The 16,765-nt window shown below is 61.4% G+C and carries 20 protein-coding genes; 12 read left to right on the top strand and 8 right to left on the bottom strand.

All coding sequences use genetic code 11. The features are described 5' to 3' along the window. The 5 genes from HBO11_RS27565 to HBO11_RS27545 form a co-directional block, all read right to left on the bottom strand. Positions 1–982: SIS domain-containing protein (locus tag HBO11_RS27565; protein WP_170059014.1), on the bottom strand; the 982-nt coding region annotated here is incomplete at its 3' end. Next, positions 963–2,069 (bottom strand): N-acetylglucosamine-6-phosphate deacetylase, encoded by a 1,107-nt coding sequence (nagA, locus tag HBO11_RS27560; protein ID WP_169956647.1) that lies wholly within the window; start codon positions 2,067–2,069, stop codon positions 963–965. The genes HBO11_RS27565 and nagA, both read right to left, overlap by 20 nt. Positions 2,070–2,078: 9 nt before the next feature. After that, the gene (locus HBO11_RS27555; RefSeq protein WP_169956645.1) at positions 2,079–2,837 is read right to left on the bottom strand and encodes a GntR family transcriptional regulator; all 759 of its coding nucleotides are present in this window, start codon (positions 2,835–2,837) and stop codon (positions 2,079–2,081) included. A gap of 261 nt (positions 2,838–3,098) precedes the next feature. Then, a complete protein-coding gene (locus HBO11_RS27550; protein WP_169956643.1) occupies positions 3,099–3,602 on the bottom strand; it encodes a L,D-transpeptidase family protein in 504 nt (167 codons plus the stop codon). Positions 3,603–3,637: 35 nt separating this feature from the next. Further along, positions 3,638–4,186 carry an NUDIX hydrolase gene (locus HBO11_RS27545; RefSeq protein WP_169956641.1) on the bottom strand — a complete coding sequence of 183 codons (549 nt, stop codon included), beginning with the start codon at positions 4,184–4,186 and terminating at the stop codon, positions 3,638–3,640. Positions 4,187–4,332: 146 nt separating this feature from the next. Here HBO11_RS27545 and HBO11_RS27540 point away from each other — a divergent pair, with 146 nt between their 5' ends. From HBO11_RS27540 to purT, 5 genes are all read left to right on the top strand, one after another. After that, positions 4,333–4,935 (top strand): CoA pyrophosphatase, encoded by a 603-nt coding sequence (locus tag HBO11_RS27540; RefSeq protein WP_029296164.1) that lies wholly within the window; start codon positions 4,333–4,335, stop codon positions 4,933–4,935. A 35-nt stretch (positions 4,936–4,970) separates the two neighbouring features. After that, positions 4,971–5,495, top strand: a complete 525-nt coding sequence (locus HBO11_RS27535) for a gamma carbonic anhydrase family protein (RefSeq protein WP_169956639.1) — start codon at positions 4,971–4,973, stop codon at positions 5,493–5,495. Then, entirely contained in the window at positions 5,492–5,707 is a 216-nt protein-coding gene (locus HBO11_RS27530; RefSeq protein ID WP_057437987.1) for a DUF1289 domain-containing protein, read from the top strand. Before HBO11_RS27535 ends, HBO11_RS27530 begins: the two co-directional genes overlap by 4 nt. Positions 5,708–5,853: 146 nt before the next feature. Next, positions 5,854–6,321, top strand: a complete 468-nt coding sequence (locus HBO11_RS27525; RefSeq protein ID WP_169956637.1) for a VUT family protein — start codon at positions 5,854–5,856, stop codon at positions 6,319–6,321. A 69-nt stretch (positions 6,322–6,390) separates the two neighbouring features. After that, complete coding sequence (purT, locus tag HBO11_RS27520) at positions 6,391–7,572, top strand: formate-dependent phosphoribosylglycinamide formyltransferase (RefSeq protein WP_076962107.1); 1,182 nt, start codon at positions 6,391–6,393, stop codon at positions 7,570–7,572. 78 nt (positions 7,573–7,650) lie between these two features. Here the strand turns inward: purT and HBO11_RS27515 are convergent, their stop codons facing one another. From HBO11_RS27515 to ccsA, 3 genes are all read right to left on the bottom strand, one after another. Continuing rightward, the gene (locus tag HBO11_RS27515; protein ID WP_169956635.1) at positions 7,651–8,961 is read right to left on the bottom strand and encodes an MFS transporter; all 1,311 of its coding nucleotides are present in this window, start codon (positions 8,959–8,961) and stop codon (positions 7,651–7,653) included. 341 nt (positions 8,962–9,302) lie between these two features. Further along, on the bottom strand, positions 9,303–10,541 hold the full coding sequence (locus HBO11_RS27510) for a transporter associated domain-containing protein (protein ID WP_169956633.1): 1,239 nt from the start codon (positions 10,539–10,541) through the stop codon (positions 9,303–9,305). A gap of 12 nt (positions 10,542–10,553) precedes the next feature. After that, on the bottom strand, positions 10,554–11,357 hold the full coding sequence (gene ccsA / locus HBO11_RS27505) for a cytochrome c biogenesis protein CcsA (RefSeq protein WP_169866826.1): 804 nt from the start codon (positions 11,355–11,357) through the stop codon (positions 10,554–10,556). A 243-nt stretch (positions 11,358–11,600) separates the two neighbouring features. Here ccsA and ffh point away from each other — a divergent pair, with 243 nt between their 5' ends. The 7 genes from ffh (at position 11,601) to xerD (ending at position 16,699) form a co-directional block, all read left to right on the top strand. Next, positions 11,601–12,977: a signal recognition particle protein gene (gene ffh, locus HBO11_RS27500; protein ID WP_169956624.1), complete on the top strand. Its 1,377-nt coding sequence runs from the start codon at positions 11,601–11,603 to the stop codon at positions 12,975–12,977. A 250-nt stretch (positions 12,978–13,227) separates the two neighbouring features. After that, positions 13,228–13,479, top strand: a complete 252-nt coding sequence (gene rpsP / locus HBO11_RS27495; RefSeq protein WP_003175899.1) for a 30S ribosomal protein S16 — start codon at positions 13,228–13,230, stop codon at positions 13,477–13,479. 5 nt (positions 13,480–13,484) lie between these two features. Continuing rightward, positions 13,485–14,021 carry a ribosome maturation factor RimM gene (gene rimM / locus HBO11_RS27490; protein ID WP_010565276.1) on the top strand — a complete coding sequence of 179 codons (537 nt, stop codon included), beginning with the start codon at positions 13,485–13,487 and terminating at the stop codon, positions 14,019–14,021. Beyond that, positions 14,003–14,776 (top strand): tRNA (guanosine(37)-N1)-methyltransferase TrmD, encoded by a 774-nt coding sequence (gene trmD / locus HBO11_RS27485; protein WP_024077235.1) that lies wholly within the window; start codon positions 14,003–14,005, stop codon positions 14,774–14,776. The genes rimM and trmD overlap by 19 nt, the downstream gene beginning before the upstream one ends. A 45-nt stretch (positions 14,777–14,821) precedes the next feature. Further along, positions 14,822–15,172, top strand: a complete 351-nt coding sequence (rplS, locus tag HBO11_RS27480) for a 50S ribosomal protein L19 (protein WP_003175895.1) — start codon at positions 14,822–14,824, stop codon at positions 15,170–15,172. Between the two features lie 82 nt (positions 15,173–15,254). After that, positions 15,255–15,668, top strand: a complete 414-nt coding sequence (locus HBO11_RS27475; protein WP_169956622.1) for an acyl-CoA thioesterase — start codon at positions 15,255–15,257, stop codon at positions 15,666–15,668. A 134-nt stretch (positions 15,669–15,802) separates the two neighbouring features. Then, positions 15,803–16,699, top strand: coding sequence for a site-specific tyrosine recombinase XerD (xerD, locus tag HBO11_RS27470; RefSeq protein ID WP_169955682.1), 897 nt, complete (start codon positions 15,803–15,805; stop codon positions 16,697–16,699). The last annotated feature ends 66 nt before the right edge of the window (positions 16,700–16,765 follow it).

Here is a 16,765-nt window from a genome sequence, read left to right as displayed (position 1 = left end):
CCGGGTCCATGCCCCGGGCCTGGGCCAGGCCTGCAGCCATCACATAGAAACTCTGGATTGCCAGGATCGGGTCCAGTGCCGGGTGCTCGGCGCGGCTGAGGGTCAGGTCGCGTTCGGCAATATCGTCAGGCGCGGCCAGCAGCACCCGGGCCCCGCGTTGGCGCATTTCCGTGGCCAGGGTCAGCAGGCCCGGCTGTTCGGCGCCGCGCGGGGCAAACACCAGCAGCGGGTAGTTGTCGTCGATCAACGCCATCGGCCCGTGGCGCACTTCGGCGCTGCTGAAGGCTTCGGCCTGGATCGCCGAGGTTTCCTTGAGCTTGAGCGCGGCTTCCTGGGCGATGGCAAACCCGGCGCCACGGCCGATGACCATCAGGCGCTGGCAATCGCGCAGGGCGTCGATGGCTAGGCTCCAATCCTGGGTCGCCGCTTCGCGCAGGCCGGCAGGCAGGGCGTGGCAGGCTTCGAGCAGGCCGTCTTCCTGGTTCCAGTGCCCGACCAACTGGGCGCTGGCGCTCAAGGTGGCGATAAAGCTCTTGGTCGCGGCCACGCTGCGTTCGGGGCCGGCGCACAGCGGCACATGGAATTCGCAGGCGGCTTCCAGGGGCGAATCTTCGGCATTGACCATCGACACGCTCAGCGCCCCGCGCTTGCGCAGCAGGCGCAGGCTGTTGACCAGGTCCGGGCTCTGCCCCGACTGGGAAAAACCAAAGGCTGCCTGGCCGCTGACTTTCAGCGGCGCCTGCGCCAGGGTCACCACCGACATCGGCAGCGACGCCACGGGCACGCCCACGTGCTGCATGGTCAGGTAGGCGAAGTAGCTGGCGGCGTGGTCCGAACTGCCACGGGCGACGGTCATCGCCACTTGCGGCGGCTGGCGGCGTAGGCGGCCGGCGACCTCGGCCAGCAGCGGGTCGAGGCATTGCAGTTGGGCCGCGACGGCCTCACAGGAGGACAGGGCCTCTTCAAGCATTTTTGAAGTCAATGGTTTCTCCTTCGACCATTACGTCGGTGAGGTGCAGGGAGCGGTCCAGGCGCACGCAGTCGGCAAAGCTGCCCGGTTGCAGGCGGCCGCGTTGTTCCAGGCCCAGGTAATCCGCAGGAAATTGCGACAGACGCTGTGAGGCTTCGCTGATGGGCAGGCCGATCTTCACCAAGTTGCGCAGCGCCTGATCCATGGTCAGGGTGCTGCCGGCCAGGGTGCCGTCGGCCAGGCGTACGCCGCCCAGGCATTTGGTCACGGTGTGGCTGCCCAGCTTGTATTCGCCGTCGGGCATGCCTGCCGCGGCGGTGGAGTCGGTGACGCAGTACAGGCAGGGAATCGAACGCAGGGCCACGCGCATGGCACCTGGGTGCACGTGCAGCAGGTCCGGGATCAGCTCGGCGTATTGCGCGTGGGCCAGTGCGGCACCGACGATGCCCGGCTCGCGGTGATGCAGCGGGCTCATGGCGTTGTACAGGTGGGTGAAGCTGGTGGCGCCGGCCGCCAGCGCAGCGACGCCTTCTTCATAGCTGCCCAGGGTATGGCCGATCTGCATGCGCACGCCGCGCTGGCTGAGGGCACGGATCAAAGCGTCATGCCCGGCGATTTCCGGGGCAATGGTAATCACCCGGATCGGTGCCAGGCGCAGGTACTCCTCGACCTCGGCCATCAATGCCGTGTGGGCGAAGTTGGGCTGTGCGCCGAGTTTTCCTGGGTTGATGTAGGGGCCTTCCAGATGCACGCCCAGCACCCGGGCGCTGCCGGCCGGGCGCCGTTCGCAGAACTGGCCGAGTTCGCCGAGTACCCGGGAGATTTCCTCGACCGGCGCAGTCATGGTAGTGGCCAGCAGCGAGGTGGTGCCGAAGCGCACATGGGTGCGGGTGATGGTCTCGAAGGCGCTGCTGCCTTCCATGATGTCCTTGCCGCCGCCGCCGTGCACATGCAGGTCGATAAAACCCGGCAGCAGGTAGGGCAGGTCATTGTCGGCCGGGTCGCAAGGCACGCCTTCGACGGCGCCGACCTTGCCTTCGTGGTGCACCAGGCGGCCGCGAATCCAGCCGTGGGGCGTGAGGATATTGTCTTCGGACATGGCAGTTCTCTAGGGCCGCAGTTCAGCGGAAAAATCGTACCTACGAAGCTCTGCGACAAAGTCGTAGTAGTCGTTGCGGCAGTAGGTGTCGGTGATCTCGATTGGCGTGTTGTCGGCGGTGTAGCCGACCCGAGTCATCAGCAGCATGGCGGTGCCGGGGGCGATGCCCACCAGGGCGGCGAACTCGTCCGAGGCGTTGATGGCCTGGATATGCTGCAGGGCTCGCACCACCGGTTTGCCGATGCCTTCCAAGTATTCGTAGAGCGAACTGCCGATGGCCTGGGGGTTGGGAATGATCGAGGCGGGCAGGGCGCTCATTTCGATGGCCATCACGGTGTCATCCGCCTTGCGCAGGCGTTTGAGCCGCGCCACTTTGTCGGTGGGCGACAGGCACAGGCGGATCAGCTCTTCATGGGTCGGCGGGGTGATTTCGCGCACCAGCCATTGCGAACTGGGGGCAAACCCCTTGAGCCGCAACATCTCGCTGAACCCCGAGAGGCGCGACAGCGGCTGTTCCAGGCGTGGCGTGATAAACGTGCCAGAGCCCTGGCTGCGGCGGATCAGGCCTTGGGCGAACAACACTTCCAGGGCTTTGCGGGCGGTTACCCGGGAGATGCTCAACTGTTCGCTGAGTACGCGCTCGGAGGGCAAGGCCTGCTCGGATTTCCACTGGCCGGCATGGATAGCCGCTTCGAGATTGCGGGCCAGTTGCAGGTACAGCGGCGTGGATTGCCGATCGTCAGGACGCAGGGTCTGGATGGGATTCATCTGTAGGGTTTCCGATGCGTTATTGGAGTGTTGTCGCCCGGTAATGGCCGGAAATTAATACCACTTAAATACCATGTCAATGCCGCCAAAAGCGGGCACATGCCTGTTTACAGGCACCCTAAAGGTGCCTGGTATCAAGTGGTATTAGAGAGGTCTTTATCGCGCGCAGAAAGACGCAGCCCCTGTCGGTGAAATGGTATTCATCGACAGGGGCTGTAGGAGAGGTAGATTTTTTTTGAATTATTTTACCAACGGTCGAGGTTACGGACGGATCTCGATCATCGTGCCGTCCTTGACCAGGTTCCACACTTCGCGCATGTCGACATTGCGCATGCCGATGCAGCCGTCGGTCCAGTCCAGGGTGTGGAACCACTGTTCCGGGTATTCCTCACTGTCTGGCGTGCCGTGGATCATGATCATGCTGCCGGGCTTGACCCCTTCGCGGCGGGCGCGGGCGGCATCGCTGATATTGGGGTAGGAGATATGCATCGACAGGTTGAAGCGGTCGCTGGTCTTGCGCCAGTCGATCCAGTAGAAGCCTTCTGGCGTGCGGCGGTCGCCTTCGATCAGCTTGTGGCCCTTGGGGTTCTTGCCCAGGGAAATGCGGTAGGTCTTCAGCGGTTTGCCATCGTTGATCAGTTGCAACTGGTGCGCGGACTTGAGTACCAGGATCTTCTCGACGGGTTTACCGCCCAGGGTTTGCAGGGTGGTGGCGCACGACAGCGTGGCGAACGACAGGCAGAGCAGAGCAAGCAACCAACGCATTGAAGCGATATCCCTTTGAAGGTGACCTTCGATTGTTATTGTGCAGGCTGAGTCAAGGGTGGCACCGATTCGCTGCGCACGGGAAACACCTGTTGCCGACGGTCGGCAAAAAAGCATTCTAAGGTACGCCTGACCGTGCGGAAAGCCAGCTCGGACCAAGGGATGTCCGCCTCATCGAACAGTCGGACTTCCAGGCTCTCGGGGCCGGCGGCAAAGTCCAGGTCGACCAGTTCGGCGCGGTAGAAGATATGCACCTGGCTGATGTGCGGTACGTCGATCAGCGTGTAGATACTCAGGTTGCGCACCCTGGCGCAGGCTTCCTCCAGGGTTTCGCGCAGGGCGCCCTGTTCGACGGTCTCGCCGTTTTCCATAAAGCCAGCAGGCAGGGTCCAGTAGCCCAGGCGCGGCTCGATGGCGCGCCGGCATAACAGCACCTGATTGCCCCAGACGGGCAGGGTGCCGGCGACGATATTGGGATTCTGATAGTGAATGGTCTGACAGTGGTCGCACACATAACGCAGGCGTGTATCGCCTTCGGGAATGCGCTGGGTGACCGGTTTACCGCACTGGCTGCAGAAGTTCATGCTTGGGTTCCTGGGGACTGCGCCTATCTTGGCGTGCAGGGCAGTGGCCTGCAAGTTGTCGTTTAGCGACACCGCCGGGGTTTTGGGGTTGGGCACCCGTACGCTTTGGTGCATGATGCAAGGTAGCCAACAGATCGAGATGACTCATGCTGGACGAGCTACTTCGCCGGGTAAGCAATCACACGCCACGCACGCTGGAAACTGACGGACGTTTCCCCGAGGCCGCGGTGCTGGTGCCGATTACCCGCAGTGACGAACCCGAGCTGATCCTGACCCTGCGTGCCAGCGGCCTGTCGACCCATGGCGGCGAAGTGGCGTTCCCGGGTGGGCGCCGCGACCCCGAAGACCCCGACCTGGTGTTCACCGCGTTGCGCGAGGCCGAAGAAGAAATCGGCCTGCCACCGGGCCTGGTGGAAGTGATCGGGCCCTTGAGCCCCCTGATCTCCCTGCACGGCATCCGCGTGACCCCCTATGTGGGGGTGATCCCCGATTACGTCGAGTACCTGGCCAACGACGCCGAAATTGCCGCCGTGTTCAGCGTGCCCCTGGAGTTTTTCCGCCAGGACCCGCGCGAGCACACCCATCGCATCGATTACCAGGGCCGCAGTTGGTATGTGCCCAGCTATCGGTTTGGTGAATACAAGATCTGGGGCCTGACGGCGATCATGATCGTCGAATTGATCAACCTGCTCTATGACGATGCCGACATCAGCCTGCATCGCCCGCCAAAAAGCTTTATCAATACTTAAGCCATCGTTTGAATGGCAAGCCGTGAGGGAAGACCATGAAATACCGCCTGGGCGATGCCCGTGTCGAGACCCATCCACACAGCTGGGTGGCTCCCAATGCCACGCTGGTAGGCAAGGTCAAGCTCGAGGAGGGCGCCAACGTCTGGTTCAACGCGGTGTTGCGTGGCGACAACGAGCTGATCCTGATCGGCAAGAACAGCAACGTGCAGGACGGCAGCGTGATGCACACCGACATGGGCTACCCGCTGACCCTGGGCACCGGTGTGACGGTTGGGCATAACGCCATGCTGCATGGCTGCACTGTCGGCGACTACAGCCTGATTGGCATCAATGCGGTGATCCTCAACGGCGCCAAGATTGGCCGGCACTGCATCATCGGCGCCAATTCGTTGATCGGCGAGGGCAAGGAAATCCCCGATGGCTCGCTGGTAATGGGCTCGCCTGGCAAGGTGGTACGGGAGTTGACCGAGCAGCAGAAGAGGATGCTCGAAGCCAGTGCTGCGCACTATGTGCACAACGCCCAGCGCTATGCCCGTGACCTGGTCGAGCAGCCGGAATGAACCCGGTTGAACGCCCCGTCGCCTCGCCCTGCGTGAGCATTTGTGCGCTGGATGACGACGATATCTGCACCGGTTGCCAGCGCAATGTCGACGAAATCACCCGTTGGAGCCGCATGGACAACGCCGAGCGCCGGGTGGTGCTGGGGCTGTGTCATGAGCGGGCGAAGGCCAGTGGGGTGTTGTGGATGATTCCCGGAAAGTCTGGCGCCTGAACCACCGCTATCGCAGGCAAGCCAGCTCCCACATTGGAATGCATTTCAACAGGTGGGAGCGGGCTTGCCCGCGATGAGACCCGCCCAGACGACATATTTCCAAATGTGCAGTACCCTGTGCCCCTTGCCCACAGGTCCCTCGCCCCATGCTCTTCCTGATCGCCTATATCAGCAGCGTCGTGCTGATCAACTTCGCCTTTTCCACCGCCCCGCACCTGGATGTCATCTGGTCCGCCTGGGGTGGCCTGGTGTTTATCCTGCGGGACATGGTGCAAACGCGCTTCGGCCACGGGGCGATCATCGCCATGCTCGCGGCGCTGGCGCTGTCCTATATCACCTCCGATCCGTCCATCGCCCTGGCCAGCGCCACGGCGTTCGCGGTGTCCGAGTGCATCGACTGGCTGGTCTTCAGCATCACCAAGCGCCCGTTGCACGACCGGCTGTGGATAAGTTCGGCACTGAGCATTCCCCTCGATACCTTTATCTTTTTTGGCCTGATCGGCGCGTTGACGCCCGCTGTGGTCGGCACCGCCCTGGCCTCGAAATTTGCCGGGGTCACCGTGGTGTGGCTGGCCATGGCCTGGCGTTTGCGGCGCCAGCGTGTCGCTAACTGAGGCCAATGCCCGCCGTTCATGTAAAATGCCGGCCTTTCTCCCCCTGATCCGCTCCCCTGAGGACCTGAGATGACCCGAATCGGAACTCCATTGTCGCCAACCGCGACCCGCGTATTGATGTGTGGCTGCGGTGAGCTGGGCAAGGAAGTGGTAATCGAACTGCAACGCCTGGGCGTTGAAGTGATTGCCGTGGATCGCTACGCCAACGCGCCGGCCATGCAGGTGGCGCATCGCAGCCACGTGATCAACATGCTCGACGGCGCGGCCCTGCGTGCGGTGATCGAGGCGGAAAAACCGCACTTCATCGTCCCGGAAATCGAAGCCATCGCCACTGGCACCCTGGTGGAGCTGGAGGCTGAAGGCTTTACCGTGATCCCCACCGCCCGCGCGGCGCTGTTGACCATGAACCGTGAAGGCATTCGCCGCCTGGCCGCTGAAGAGCTGGACCTGCCGACTTCGCCGTACCACTTCGCCGACACCGTGGAAGACTATCGCAAGGCCGTCGAAGACCTGGGCTTCCCGTGCGTGGTCAAGCCGGTGATGAGCTCGTCGGGCAAGGGCCAAAGCCTGTTGCGCAGCGTCGATGACGTGCAGAAAGCCTGGGACTACGCCCAGGAAGGCGGCCGCGCCGGCAAGGGCCGGGTGATCATCGAAGGGTTTATCGACTTTGATTACGAAATCACCCTGCTGACCGTGCGTCACGTGGGTGGCACCACCTTCTGCGCGCCTGTGGGCCATCGTCAGGAGAAGGGTGACTATCAGGAGTCGTGGCAGCCCCAGGCCATGAGCCCGGCGGCCCTGGCTGAATCCGAGCGCGTCGCCAAAGCCGTGACCGAGGCCCTGGGTGGCCGTGGCCTGTTTGGTGTCGAGCTGTTTATCAAGGGCGACCAGGTGTGGTTCAGCGAAGTCTCGCCGCGCCCCCACGACACTGGCCTGGTGACCTTGATTTCCCAGGACTTGTCGCAGTTTGCCCTGCATGCGCGGGCGATCCTGGGCTTGCCGATTCCGTTGATCCGCCAGTTCGGGCCTTCGGCTTCGGCGGTGATCCTGGTGGAAGGACAGTCGACCCAGACAGCGTTCGCCAACCTCGGCGCGGCCCTGAGCGAGCCGGACACGGCATTGCGTCTGTTCGGCAAGCCAGAAGTGAATGGCCAGCGCCGCATGGGCGTGGCGCTGGCGCGGGATGAGTCGATCGAGGCTGCCCGGGCCAAGGCGACCCGTGCTTCTCAGGCGGTGGTTGTAGAGCTGTAAAAGCATCGCGGGCAAGCCCGCTCCCACATTGGAATGCATTGCACATGTGGGAGCGGGCTTGCCCGCGATAGCGGTCTATCAGGCGACTTTATTCAAATCGTTATCCCGCGTCTCTTTCAGGCACAGCACCGCAATCAAGCTAAGCAACGCTGCCGCCGACACATACCCGCCGACATAACTCAGCCCACCCATCGCCACCAGTTTGGTCGCGAAAAACGGTGCGGCCGAAGCGCCAACGATCCCGCCCAGGTTATACGCCGCCGACGCCCCGGTATAACGCACGCGTGTCGGAAACAGTTCCGGCAACAGCGCCCCCATCGGCGCAAAGGTCACGCCCATCAGGAACAGTTCCAGGCACAGGAACAGCGCCACCGCCCAGGTCGAGCCATGGGTCAGCAACGGTTCCATGGCGAACCCTGAAAGAATCGCCAGCACCGCACCGACGATCAGCACCGGTTTGCGCCCATAACGGTCGCTGGCCAGGGCTGCCAGTGGGGTGGCCGCGCCCATGAACAGCACGGCAAAGCACAACAGTGCGAGGAAGGTTTCGCGGCTGTAGCCCAGGGTGCTCACGCCGTAACTCAGGGAAAACGCCGTGGTGATATAGAACAGCGCATAGCACACCACCATCGCCGCCGCGCCCAGCAGCACCTGCAACCAATGCTGGCTGAACAGCTCGACCAGCGGCACTTTTACCGGTTTTTCCTTGGCCACGGCGTTGGCGAACACTGGGGTTTCGTGCAGTTTGAGGCGCGCATACAGGCCCACCATCACCAGCGCGGCGCTGAGCAGGAACGGAATGCGCCAGCCCCAGCTGCGAAATTGCTCATCGTCCAGGTTCATCGCCAGGATCAGGAACAGCCCGTTGGCCGCCAAAAAGCCAATGGAAGGCCCCAGTTGCGGGAACATGCCGAACCAGGCGCGCTTGCCCTTGGGAGCGTTCTCGGTGGCCAGCAGTGCGGCGCCGCCCCATTCCCCACCCAGGCCAAGGCCCTGGCCGAAACGCAGCACGCACAGCAGGATCGGTGCCCAGGCGCCGATGCTGTCGTAACCCGGCAACAGGCCGATCAGGGTGGTACACACGCCCATCAGCAGCAATGAGGCGACCAGCGTCGACTTGCGCCCGATCCGGTCACCGAAATGGCCGAACAGCGCCGAGCCCAGGGGGCGGGCGATGAACGCGATACCGAAGGTCAGGAACGCCGCCAGCATCTGCGCGGTGCCGGAGCTCTGCGGGAAGAACACCGGGCCGATCACCAGCGCGGCGGCCGTGGCGTAGATATAGAAGTCGTAGAACTCGATGGCGGTGCCGATGATGCTCGCGGTCGCGACGCGGCTGGTCGAGTTGGTCGGGGCGGCGGGAGCGGCCTCGTTATAGGTGGTGCTCATTGAGGTATCCCTGATGGTCATTGCGCCTTTGGCGCGGATTATTATTGGTCTTGCACCCATGGATCAGGGCAGTGCGCGGAGTCGGCTCGGGATGGGAGCGAGTACCGGTCAGACACGATGACGCGGTGCCTGGACACGCTCAGTGCGGGTAGCACGCGGTCGGGCGGGGCTTGGGTAAGCGGGGTTGATTATAGGAAGGGCTTTGCGCTGCAAACAAGGGCTGGAGCGCGGTCTTTGGGGCTGGAAAGATCAAATGTGGGCTTGCCCGCGACGGTGTATCAGTGACACTGAGGTGATGCTATCGCGGGCAAGCCCGCTCCCACACAAGCCTGCTCTCGGATTTAGGTAGCAATCGGCGCTGAGCCGATATGCCAGATCAACACCTTGCTCACCCGGTTGTCTTCAGTTTCGAGGATTTCCAGGCGATAACGGCCGATCTTCACGCACACCGCGCAATCGGGAATGGTCTCCAGTGCTTCGGTCACCAGGCCGTTGAGGGTCTTGGGGCCGTCGCTGGGCAGGTGCCAGCCCAGGCATTTGTTCAGTTCGCGGATCGATACGGCGCCGTCAATCACGTAGCGGCCGTCTGGTTGGGGCTGGATCAGCGGGTTGTCCAGGCTCTGCTCGCTTTCGAATTCGCCGACGATCTCTTCCAGGATATCTTCCAGGGTGACGATGCCCAGCACTTCGCCGTACTCGTCCACCACCATGCCCAGGCGGCGTTGCTGCTTGTGGAAATTCAGCAGTTGCAGTTGCAGCGGCGTGCTTTCCGGGACGAAGTACGGCTCGTGGCAGGCCGCGAGCAGGGCGTCCTTGGTCAGGCTGGCGTCGGGCAGCAGGTGCTGGATCTGCCGGGTGTTGAGCACCGCCTCGACCTGGTTGATATCACTGTGGAACACCGGCAGCCGCGTGCGCTGGGAGGTGCGCAGTTGTTCGATGATCTCTTCGATAGGGTCGTCGAGGTTAATGCCATCCACTTCGCTGCGCGGCACCAGGATGTCATTGACGGTGATGTTGTCCAGGGCGTGGATGCCCGGCATGCCTGACGTCGGGTCATCGTTCGCGTCTGACGCTTGCTCGTCGGACGGGTCGCTCTGTGGCTCGTCGCTTTTCTTGACGATCCCGGACTTGCGTGCGAAAGGGCGCAACAACAGCAGGCTGAGGCCATTGAGCACCCAGGCCAAGGGGTAGAGGATTTTCAGCGGCACGCCCAGCAGCGTATTGCCAAACCCCAGCACCGCCTGCGGGTAGCGGGTGGCGAGGGTGCGCGGCAGGTAATCGGCCAGCACCAGCAGCAGCCCGCTGGAGATCACCCAGCCGAGCCAGGGACCGTTTTCGGCCCAGGCATGAAGCGCCAGCAGGGTGCAGAGAATCACTACCACCGCGCGGCATAAGGTATTGCACAGGATCAGGCTATTGCGCGGGAAGCTGAGGCGGGCGGCGGCCTTGTCGCCCTGGCGTGTACCGGGGCGCAGGGCCAGCAAATGGTGCTGGGCGGCTTCGATGGCGGTAAACAGCGCTGACCACAAGACCAGCAGCGCGACTACGGCGAGCATCGGCTCCAGGGGCAAATTGTCCATAATCGCTGCCCGTCAGATATGCAGGATGAATTCGCGAACCAGCTTGCTGCCGAAATACGCCAGCATCAGCAGGCAGAAACCGGCCAGGGTCCAGCGGATTGCCTTGTGCCCACGCCAACCCAGGCGATTGCGGCCCCACAGCAGTACGCTGAACACCACCCAGGCCAGGCATGCCAGCAGGGTCTTGTGCACCAGGTGCTGGGCGAACAGGTTCTCGACGAACAGCCAACCGGAAATCAGCGACAGCGACAGTAGCGTCCAGCCGGCCCAGAGAAAGCCGAACAGCAGGCTTTCCATGGTCTGCAGCGGCGGGAAGTTCTTGATCAGCCCGGAAGGGTGCTTGTGCTTGAGCTGGTGGTCCTGCAAGAGCAGCAGCAATGCCTGGAACACGGCGATGGTAAACATGCCGTAGGCCAGGATCGACAACAGGATGTGCGCGAGGATGCCCGGCTCTTCATCAATTACCTGCACCGTGCCGGTGGGGGCGAATTGTGCCAGCAGCACCGTCAGCATGCCCAGGGGAAAGAGCAGCAACAGCAGGTTTTCCACCGGGATCCGCGCGCAGGCCAGCAGCGTCAAGGCGATGACCGCGGCGGCAATCAGGCTGGCGGCGCTGAAAAAATCCAGGCCCAGGCCCACTGGCGTCATCAGGTGGGTGAACAGGCTGGCAGCGTGGGCCACCAGGGCGAGCACGCCGAGGCCGGCCAGCAGGCGTTTGTCCGCCCTGGCGCGTTGGGCCAGGCGGGTGCCCTGATAGAGGGTCGCAGCGGCATACAAGAGTGCGGCGGCGAGACTGGGTAGCAAACTGGGTGACAAAGGGAGCATAAATCCTGTTAGGCAAGCCCGAAAGCCGATGAGTTTGGCACACACCTGCGTTCCACGAAAGACCACTGGGCCAGACAGCGGGTGTGCATGGCGGCAGTCTTCGCTATAATCCGCGACCTGCCCACGCCGCAGGCTCGCCGAGCGCTGTTTTTAATAGCGATTTATCACAGCCTGGGCCGCCATTACCTCGGTCTACCGATGCACTTCGATGAATAGGGCCTGAAAGGATCGCGCATGTTTGAAAACCTGACTGACCGTCTCTCGCAGACGCTGCGCCATGTCACCGGCAAGGCCAAGCTGACCGAGGACAATATTAAAGACACCCTGCGCGAAGTGCGCATGGCGTTGCTCGAAGCCGACGTTGCCTTGCCTGTGGTCAAGGATTTCGTCAACTCGGTCAAGGAGCGTGCGGTTGGCACTGAAGTGTCCCGCAGCCTGACGCCGGGCCAGGCCTTTGTGAAGGTCGTGCAGGCCGAACTCGAAAGCCTGATGGGCGCGGCCAACGAAGACCTGAACCTCAGCGCCGTGCCGCCGGCCGTTGTGCTGATGGCTGGTTTGCAGGGGGCGGGCAAGACCACCACCGCTGCCAAGCTGGCGCGCTTCCTTAAAGAGCGCAAGAAAAAGTCCGTGATGGTGGTGTCGGCCGACGTCTACCGTCCGGCCGCGATCAAGCAGCTGGAAATGCTCGCCGGTGAAATCGGCGTGACCTTCTTCCCGTCCGACCTGAGCCAGAAGCCGGTCGACATTGCCAACGCTGCTATTAAAGAAGCCAAGCTCAAATTCATCGACGTGGTGATCGTCGATACCGCCGGTCGCCTGCACATCGATGAAGAGATGATGGGCGAGATCAAGGCGCTGCATGCTGCGATCAACCCGGTAGAAACCTTGTTCGTGGTCGACGCCATGACTGGCCAGGATGCGGCCAACACCGCCAAGGCCTTTGGTGATGCGCTGCCTTTGACTGGCGTGATCCTGACCAAGGTCGACGGTGATGCCCGTGGCGGTGCCGCACTGTCGGTGCGCGCAATTACCGGCAAGCCGATCAAGTTCATCGGCATGGGCGAGAAGACCGAAGCGCTTGAGCCGTTCCACCCGGAGCGGATCGCCTCGCGGATCCTCGGCATGGGCGACGTGCTCAGCCTGATCGAGCAGGCTGAACAAACCCTCGACAAGGACAAGGCCGACAAACTGGCCAAAAAGCTGAAGAAGGGCAAGGGCTTCGACCTCGAAGACTTCCGTGATCAGCTGCAACAGATGAAGAGCATGGGCGGCCTCGGCGGCTTGATGGACAAGCTGCCGAACATCGGCGGTGTGAACCTGGCGCAAATGGGCAATGCCCAGGGCGCGGCAGAGAAGCAGTTCAAGCAGATGGAAGCCATCATCAACTCCATGACCCCGGCCGAGCGCCGTGACCCTGAGCTGATCAGCGGTTCGCGCAAACGTCGGATTGCCATGGGTTCCGGCACCCAGGTGCAGGACATCGGTCGCTTGATCAAGCAGCACAAGCAGATGCAAAAGATGATGAAGAAATTCTCGGCCAAAGGCGGCATGGCCAAAATGATGCGTGGCATGGGCGGTATGATGCCCGGTCGTGGCATGCCGAAGATGTAAAGAATTCGCGCAAGAGTTCGCTCTTGCGCAGACCCACAGGGATGTGGGATCTCCAGCAAACCCGCCGTTGGCGGGAGCTGACTCGCCGTTTTAACCGACGGCTCTATAGCAGATCTGAATGGCACGCGGTCAGGCGCCGGAAAAAGACATTTGCAAAAGTCCGGATATTCCTTAGAATATGCGGCCTTTCGGGCACCCATGCCCGCTGTGCATTTAGATTTGCAGCACCGACTACAGGAACGATGTTCACATGCTAACAATCCGTCTTGCCCTTGGCGGCTCCAAAAAGCGCCCGTTTTACCACTTGACCGTAACCGACAGCCGCAACCCGCGTGACGGTTCGCACAAGGAACAGGTTGGTTTCTTCAACCCTGTTGCTCGTGGTCAAGAAGTTCGTCTGTCCGTGAACCAAGAGCGCGTAGCCTACTGGCTGAGCGTTGGTGCACAGCCATCCGAGCGTGTTGCCAAGTTGTTGAAGGACTCGGCTAAGGCCGCAGCCTGAGCAATATGAACGCGACGCCAGCTGTTGCTGATGATTTGATCGTTATCGGCAAGATTTACTCTGTTCATGGCGTTCGCGGCGAAGTGAAGGTGTATTCCTTTACTGATCCGACTGAAAACCTGTTGCAGTACAAGACCTGGACGCTCAAGCGCGAAGGTAGTGTGAAACAGGTCGAGCTGGTCAGTGGACGCGGGAACGACAAGTTCCTGGTCGCAAAGCTCAAGGGTCTCGATGATCGTGAAGAAGCGCGTCTTCTGGCCGGTTATGAGATCTGTGTGCCGCGCAACCTGTTCCCTGAATTGACCGATGGCGAGTACTACTGGTACCAGCTGGAAGGTCTGAAGGTTATTGATCAACTCGGGCAATTGCTCGGGAAAATCGATCATCTTCTGGAAACCGGCGCCAATGATGTAATGGTGGTCAAGCCTTGCGCTGGCAGCCTGGATGATCGCGAACGCCTGTTGCCGTATACCGAGCAATGCGTGTTGGCCGTCGACCTGGCAGCGGGCGAGATGAAGGTGGAATGGGACGCGGACTTCTAAGCGTGGCTAATTTGCGCATTGAAGTGATCAGTTTGTTTCCCGAGATGTTTTCCGCCATCAGCGAGTACGGCATCACCAGTCGGGCGGTGAAACAAGGGCTCTTGCAGCTTACTTGTTGGAACCCGCGAGACTACACGACGGATCGACATCACACTGTGGATGATCGCCCTTTTGGCGGTGGCCCGGGCATGGTGATGAAGATCAAGCCCCTGGAAGACGCCCTGGTTCAGGCCAAGGCAGCAGCAGGGGAGAAGGCGAAGGTAATTTACCTGTCCCCTCAAGGCCGCCAGCTGAAACAGGCTGCGGTACGCGAACTGGCGAATGAGGAAGCACTGATCCTGATTGCCGGTCGCTATGAAGGCATTGACGAGCGTTTTATTGAAGCTCATGTCGATGAAGAGTGGTCGATTGGGGACTATGTCCTGTCTGGCGGTGAGCTGCCGGCGATGGTCCTGATAGATGCGGTTACACGACTGCTGCCTGGAGCTTTAGGGCATGCGGACTCCGCGGAGGAAGATTCCTTCACGGATGGTTTGCTGGATTGCCCGCACTACACCCGACCGGAGGTGTATGCGGATCAGCGTGTTCCCGACGTGTTGCTAAGTGGCAATCACGCACACATCCGGCGTTGGCGTTTACAGCAGTCCCTTGGTCGGACCTATGAACGACGCGCCGATCTTCTGGAAAGCCGCTCGCTTTCTGGAGAAGAGAAGAAGCTGCTCGAGGAATACATCCTCGCGCGGGACGATAGTTAACAACGTATCGATGGTAGATCCGACGATTTACCTTAGGAGCACAGCATGACTAACAAAATCATCCTTGCACTCGAAGCAGAGCAGATGACCAAAGAGATCCCTACCTTTGCCCCGGGCGACACCATTGTCGTTCAGGTGAAAGTGAAGGAAGGCGACCGTTCGCGTCTGCAAGCGTTCGAAGGCGTAGTAATCGCCAAGCGTAACCGTGGTGTGAACAGTGCTTTCACTGTTCGTAAAATCTCCAACGGTGTTGGCGTAGAGCGTACTTTCCAGACCTACAGCCCGCAAATCGACAGCATGGCCGTTAAACGTCGCGGTGACGTACGTAAAGCCAAGCTGTACTACCTGCGTGACCTGTCCGGTAAAGCAGCTCGCATCAAGGAAAAACTGGCTTAAGTCCAGCTTCCCGATGCAGAAAAAAGCAGCCTACGGGCTGCTTTTTTGTGCCTGAAATTTGCCCATTGCCCGGAACCCGTTCATGACCACCCGCCTCGAAGAAATCCAGCGCCGCACCGACCTGTCCGTGACCCACGTCACCAAGGCCGTATTCCCGCCGACCACCAACCACCACAACACCCTGTTTGGCGGCACTGCGTTGGCCTGGATGGACGAAGTGTCGTTCATCACCGCCACGCGTTTTTGCCGTTTGCCGCTGGTGACGGTGTCTACCGATCGTATCGACTTCAATCACGCGATACCGGCCGGTTCCATCGTCGAACTGATTGGCCGCGTGATCAAGGTTGGCAACACCAGTCTCAAGGTGGAAGTGGAAGTATTTGTCGAGAGCATGAGTGCCGATGGCCGCGAGAAGGCGATCCAGGGTGTGTTCAGCTTTGTCGCAATCGACGCAGACAAGCGCCCAGTGCCAGTACTGCCAGTCTTCAAAGACTGACATCGCTCTCTGTAGGAGCCGGCTTGCCGGCGATAGCGGCCTCAAGTATTGCAGTGTCATTGTGGGCGCCATCGCCGGCAAGCCGGCTCCTACATGAGGTAGCATCTATCTAATTTCTCAGCGTTCGAGCCTCCATGCCCGCCATTGACCACCCCCTGATCGACCGCTTCCTCGACGCCCTCTGGCTGGAAAAAGGCCTGTCGGACAACACTCGCCAGTCCTACCGCAGCGACCTGGCCCTGTTCAATGGCTGGTTGCTGGAGAAAAACCTCGAACTGAGCCATGCCGGGCGCGAGTTGATTCTCGACCACTTGGCCTGGCGTCTTGAGCAAAACTACAAGCCGCGCTCCACTGCACGATTCCTCTCGGGAGTGCGTGGGTTTTATCGCTATTTACTGCGGGAAAAGCTGATTGCTGTCGATCCGACCCTGCAGGTCGACATGCCGCAGCTCGGCAGGCCGTTGCCCAAGTCCTTGTCAGAAGCCGACGTCGAGGCTCTGCTGGCCGCGCCCGACCTGAGCGAAGCCATCGGCCAGCGTGACCGCGCCATGCTGGAAGTCTTATATGCCTGCGGCCTGCGCGTCACCGAGCTGATCAGCCTGACCCTGGAGCAGGTCAACCTGCGTCAGGGCGTGTTGCGGGTGATGGGCAAGGGCAGCAAGGAGCGCCTGGTACCCATGGGTGAAGAGGCGATCGTGTGGGTCGAGCGCTACATGCGCGATGCCCGCAGCGAGTTGCTCGGCGGGCGCCCCAGTGACGTGCTGTTTCCCAGCCTGCGCGGCGAACAGATGACCCGCCAGACCTTCTGGCATCGCATCAAGCACCAGGCCAAGGTGGCCGGGATCGGCAAGTCGCTGTCCCCCCATACCCTGCGCCATGCATTTGCCACCCATCTGCTCAACCATGGCGCGGATTTGCGCGTGGTGCAGATGTTGCTGGGCCACAGCGACCTGTCGACCACGCAGATTTATACCCACGTGGCGCGCGCAAGGTTGCAGGACCTGCATGCCAAACATCACCCGAGGGGCTGACAGGCCCCAATTTGGCCGTCGGCGTCTGCCCTGGCGCCCAATTGTGGTAGGCTTTGCCGGTTTGCA

The organism is Pseudomonas sp. WS 5010 (genome assembly GCF_012985565.1).
Lineage (GTDB): Bacteria > Pseudomonadota > Gammaproteobacteria > Pseudomonadales > Pseudomonadaceae > Aquipseudomonas.
The sequence above is the reverse complement of the archived record's forward strand: the minus strand, read 5'-3'. Positions and strand labels throughout refer to the sequence as shown.

What these genes read in the sequence shown, in the direction of transcription:
- rimM (WP_010565276.1), top strand. Translation starts at nt 13,485, where the DNA reads ATGAACGCGACGCCAGCTGTTGCTGATGATTTGATCGTTATCGGCAAG.
- xerD (WP_169955682.1), top strand. Translation starts at nt 15,803, where the DNA reads ATGCCCGCCATTGACCACCCCCTGATCGACCGCTTCCTCGACGCCCTC.
- HBO11_RS27525 (WP_169956637.1), top strand. Translation starts at nt 5,854, where the DNA reads ATGCTCTTCCTGATCGCCTATATCAGCAGCGTCGTGCTGATCAACTTC.
- HBO11_RS27475 (WP_169956622.1), top strand. Translation starts at nt 15,255, where the DNA reads ATGACCACCCGCCTCGAAGAAATCCAGCGCCGCACCGACCTGTCCGTG.
- rpsP (WP_003175899.1), top strand. Translation starts at nt 13,228, where the DNA reads ATGCTAACAATCCGTCTTGCCCTTGGCGGCTCCAAAAAGCGCCCGTTT.
- HBO11_RS27515 (WP_169956635.1), bottom strand. Translation starts at nt 8,961, where the DNA reads ATGAGCACCACCTATAACGAGGCCGCTCCCGCCGCCCCGACCAACTCG.
- trmD (WP_024077235.1), top strand. Translation starts at nt 14,003, where the DNA reads ATGGGACGCGGACTTCTAAGCGTGGCTAATTTGCGCATTGAAGTGATC.
- HBO11_RS27535 (WP_169956639.1), top strand. Translation starts at nt 4,971, where the DNA reads ATGAAATACCGCCTGGGCGATGCCCGTGTCGAGACCCATCCACACAGC.
- nagA (WP_169956647.1), bottom strand. Translation starts at nt 2,069, where the DNA reads ATGTCCGAAGACAATATCCTCACGCCCCACGGCTGGATTCGCGGCCGC.
- purT (WP_076962107.1), top strand. Translation starts at nt 6,391, where the DNA reads ATGACCCGAATCGGAACTCCATTGTCGCCAACCGCGACCCGCGTATTG.
- HBO11_RS27550 (WP_169956643.1), bottom strand. Translation starts at nt 3,602, where the DNA reads ATGCGTTGGTTGCTTGCTCTGCTCTGCCTGTCGTTCGCCACGCTGTCG.
- HBO11_RS27530 (WP_057437987.1), top strand. Translation starts at nt 5,492, where the DNA reads ATGAACCCGGTTGAACGCCCCGTCGCCTCGCCCTGCGTGAGCATTTGT.
- ffh (WP_169956624.1), top strand. Translation starts at nt 11,601, where the DNA reads ATGTTTGAAAACCTGACTGACCGTCTCTCGCAGACGCTGCGCCATGTC.
- HBO11_RS27510 (WP_169956633.1), bottom strand. Translation starts at nt 10,541, where the DNA reads ATGGACAATTTGCCCCTGGAGCCGATGCTCGCCGTAGTCGCGCTGCTG.
- rplS (WP_003175895.1), top strand. Translation starts at nt 14,822, where the DNA reads ATGACTAACAAAATCATCCTTGCACTCGAAGCAGAGCAGATGACCAAA.
- HBO11_RS27555 (WP_169956645.1), bottom strand. Translation starts at nt 2,837, where the DNA reads ATGAATCCCATCCAGACCCTGCGTCCTGACGATCGGCAATCCACGCCG.
- HBO11_RS27545 (WP_169956641.1), bottom strand. Translation starts at nt 4,186, where the DNA reads ATGAACTTCTGCAGCCAGTGCGGTAAACCGGTCACCCAGCGCATTCCC.
- HBO11_RS27540 (WP_029296164.1), top strand. Translation starts at nt 4,333, where the DNA reads ATGCTGGACGAGCTACTTCGCCGGGTAAGCAATCACACGCCACGCACG.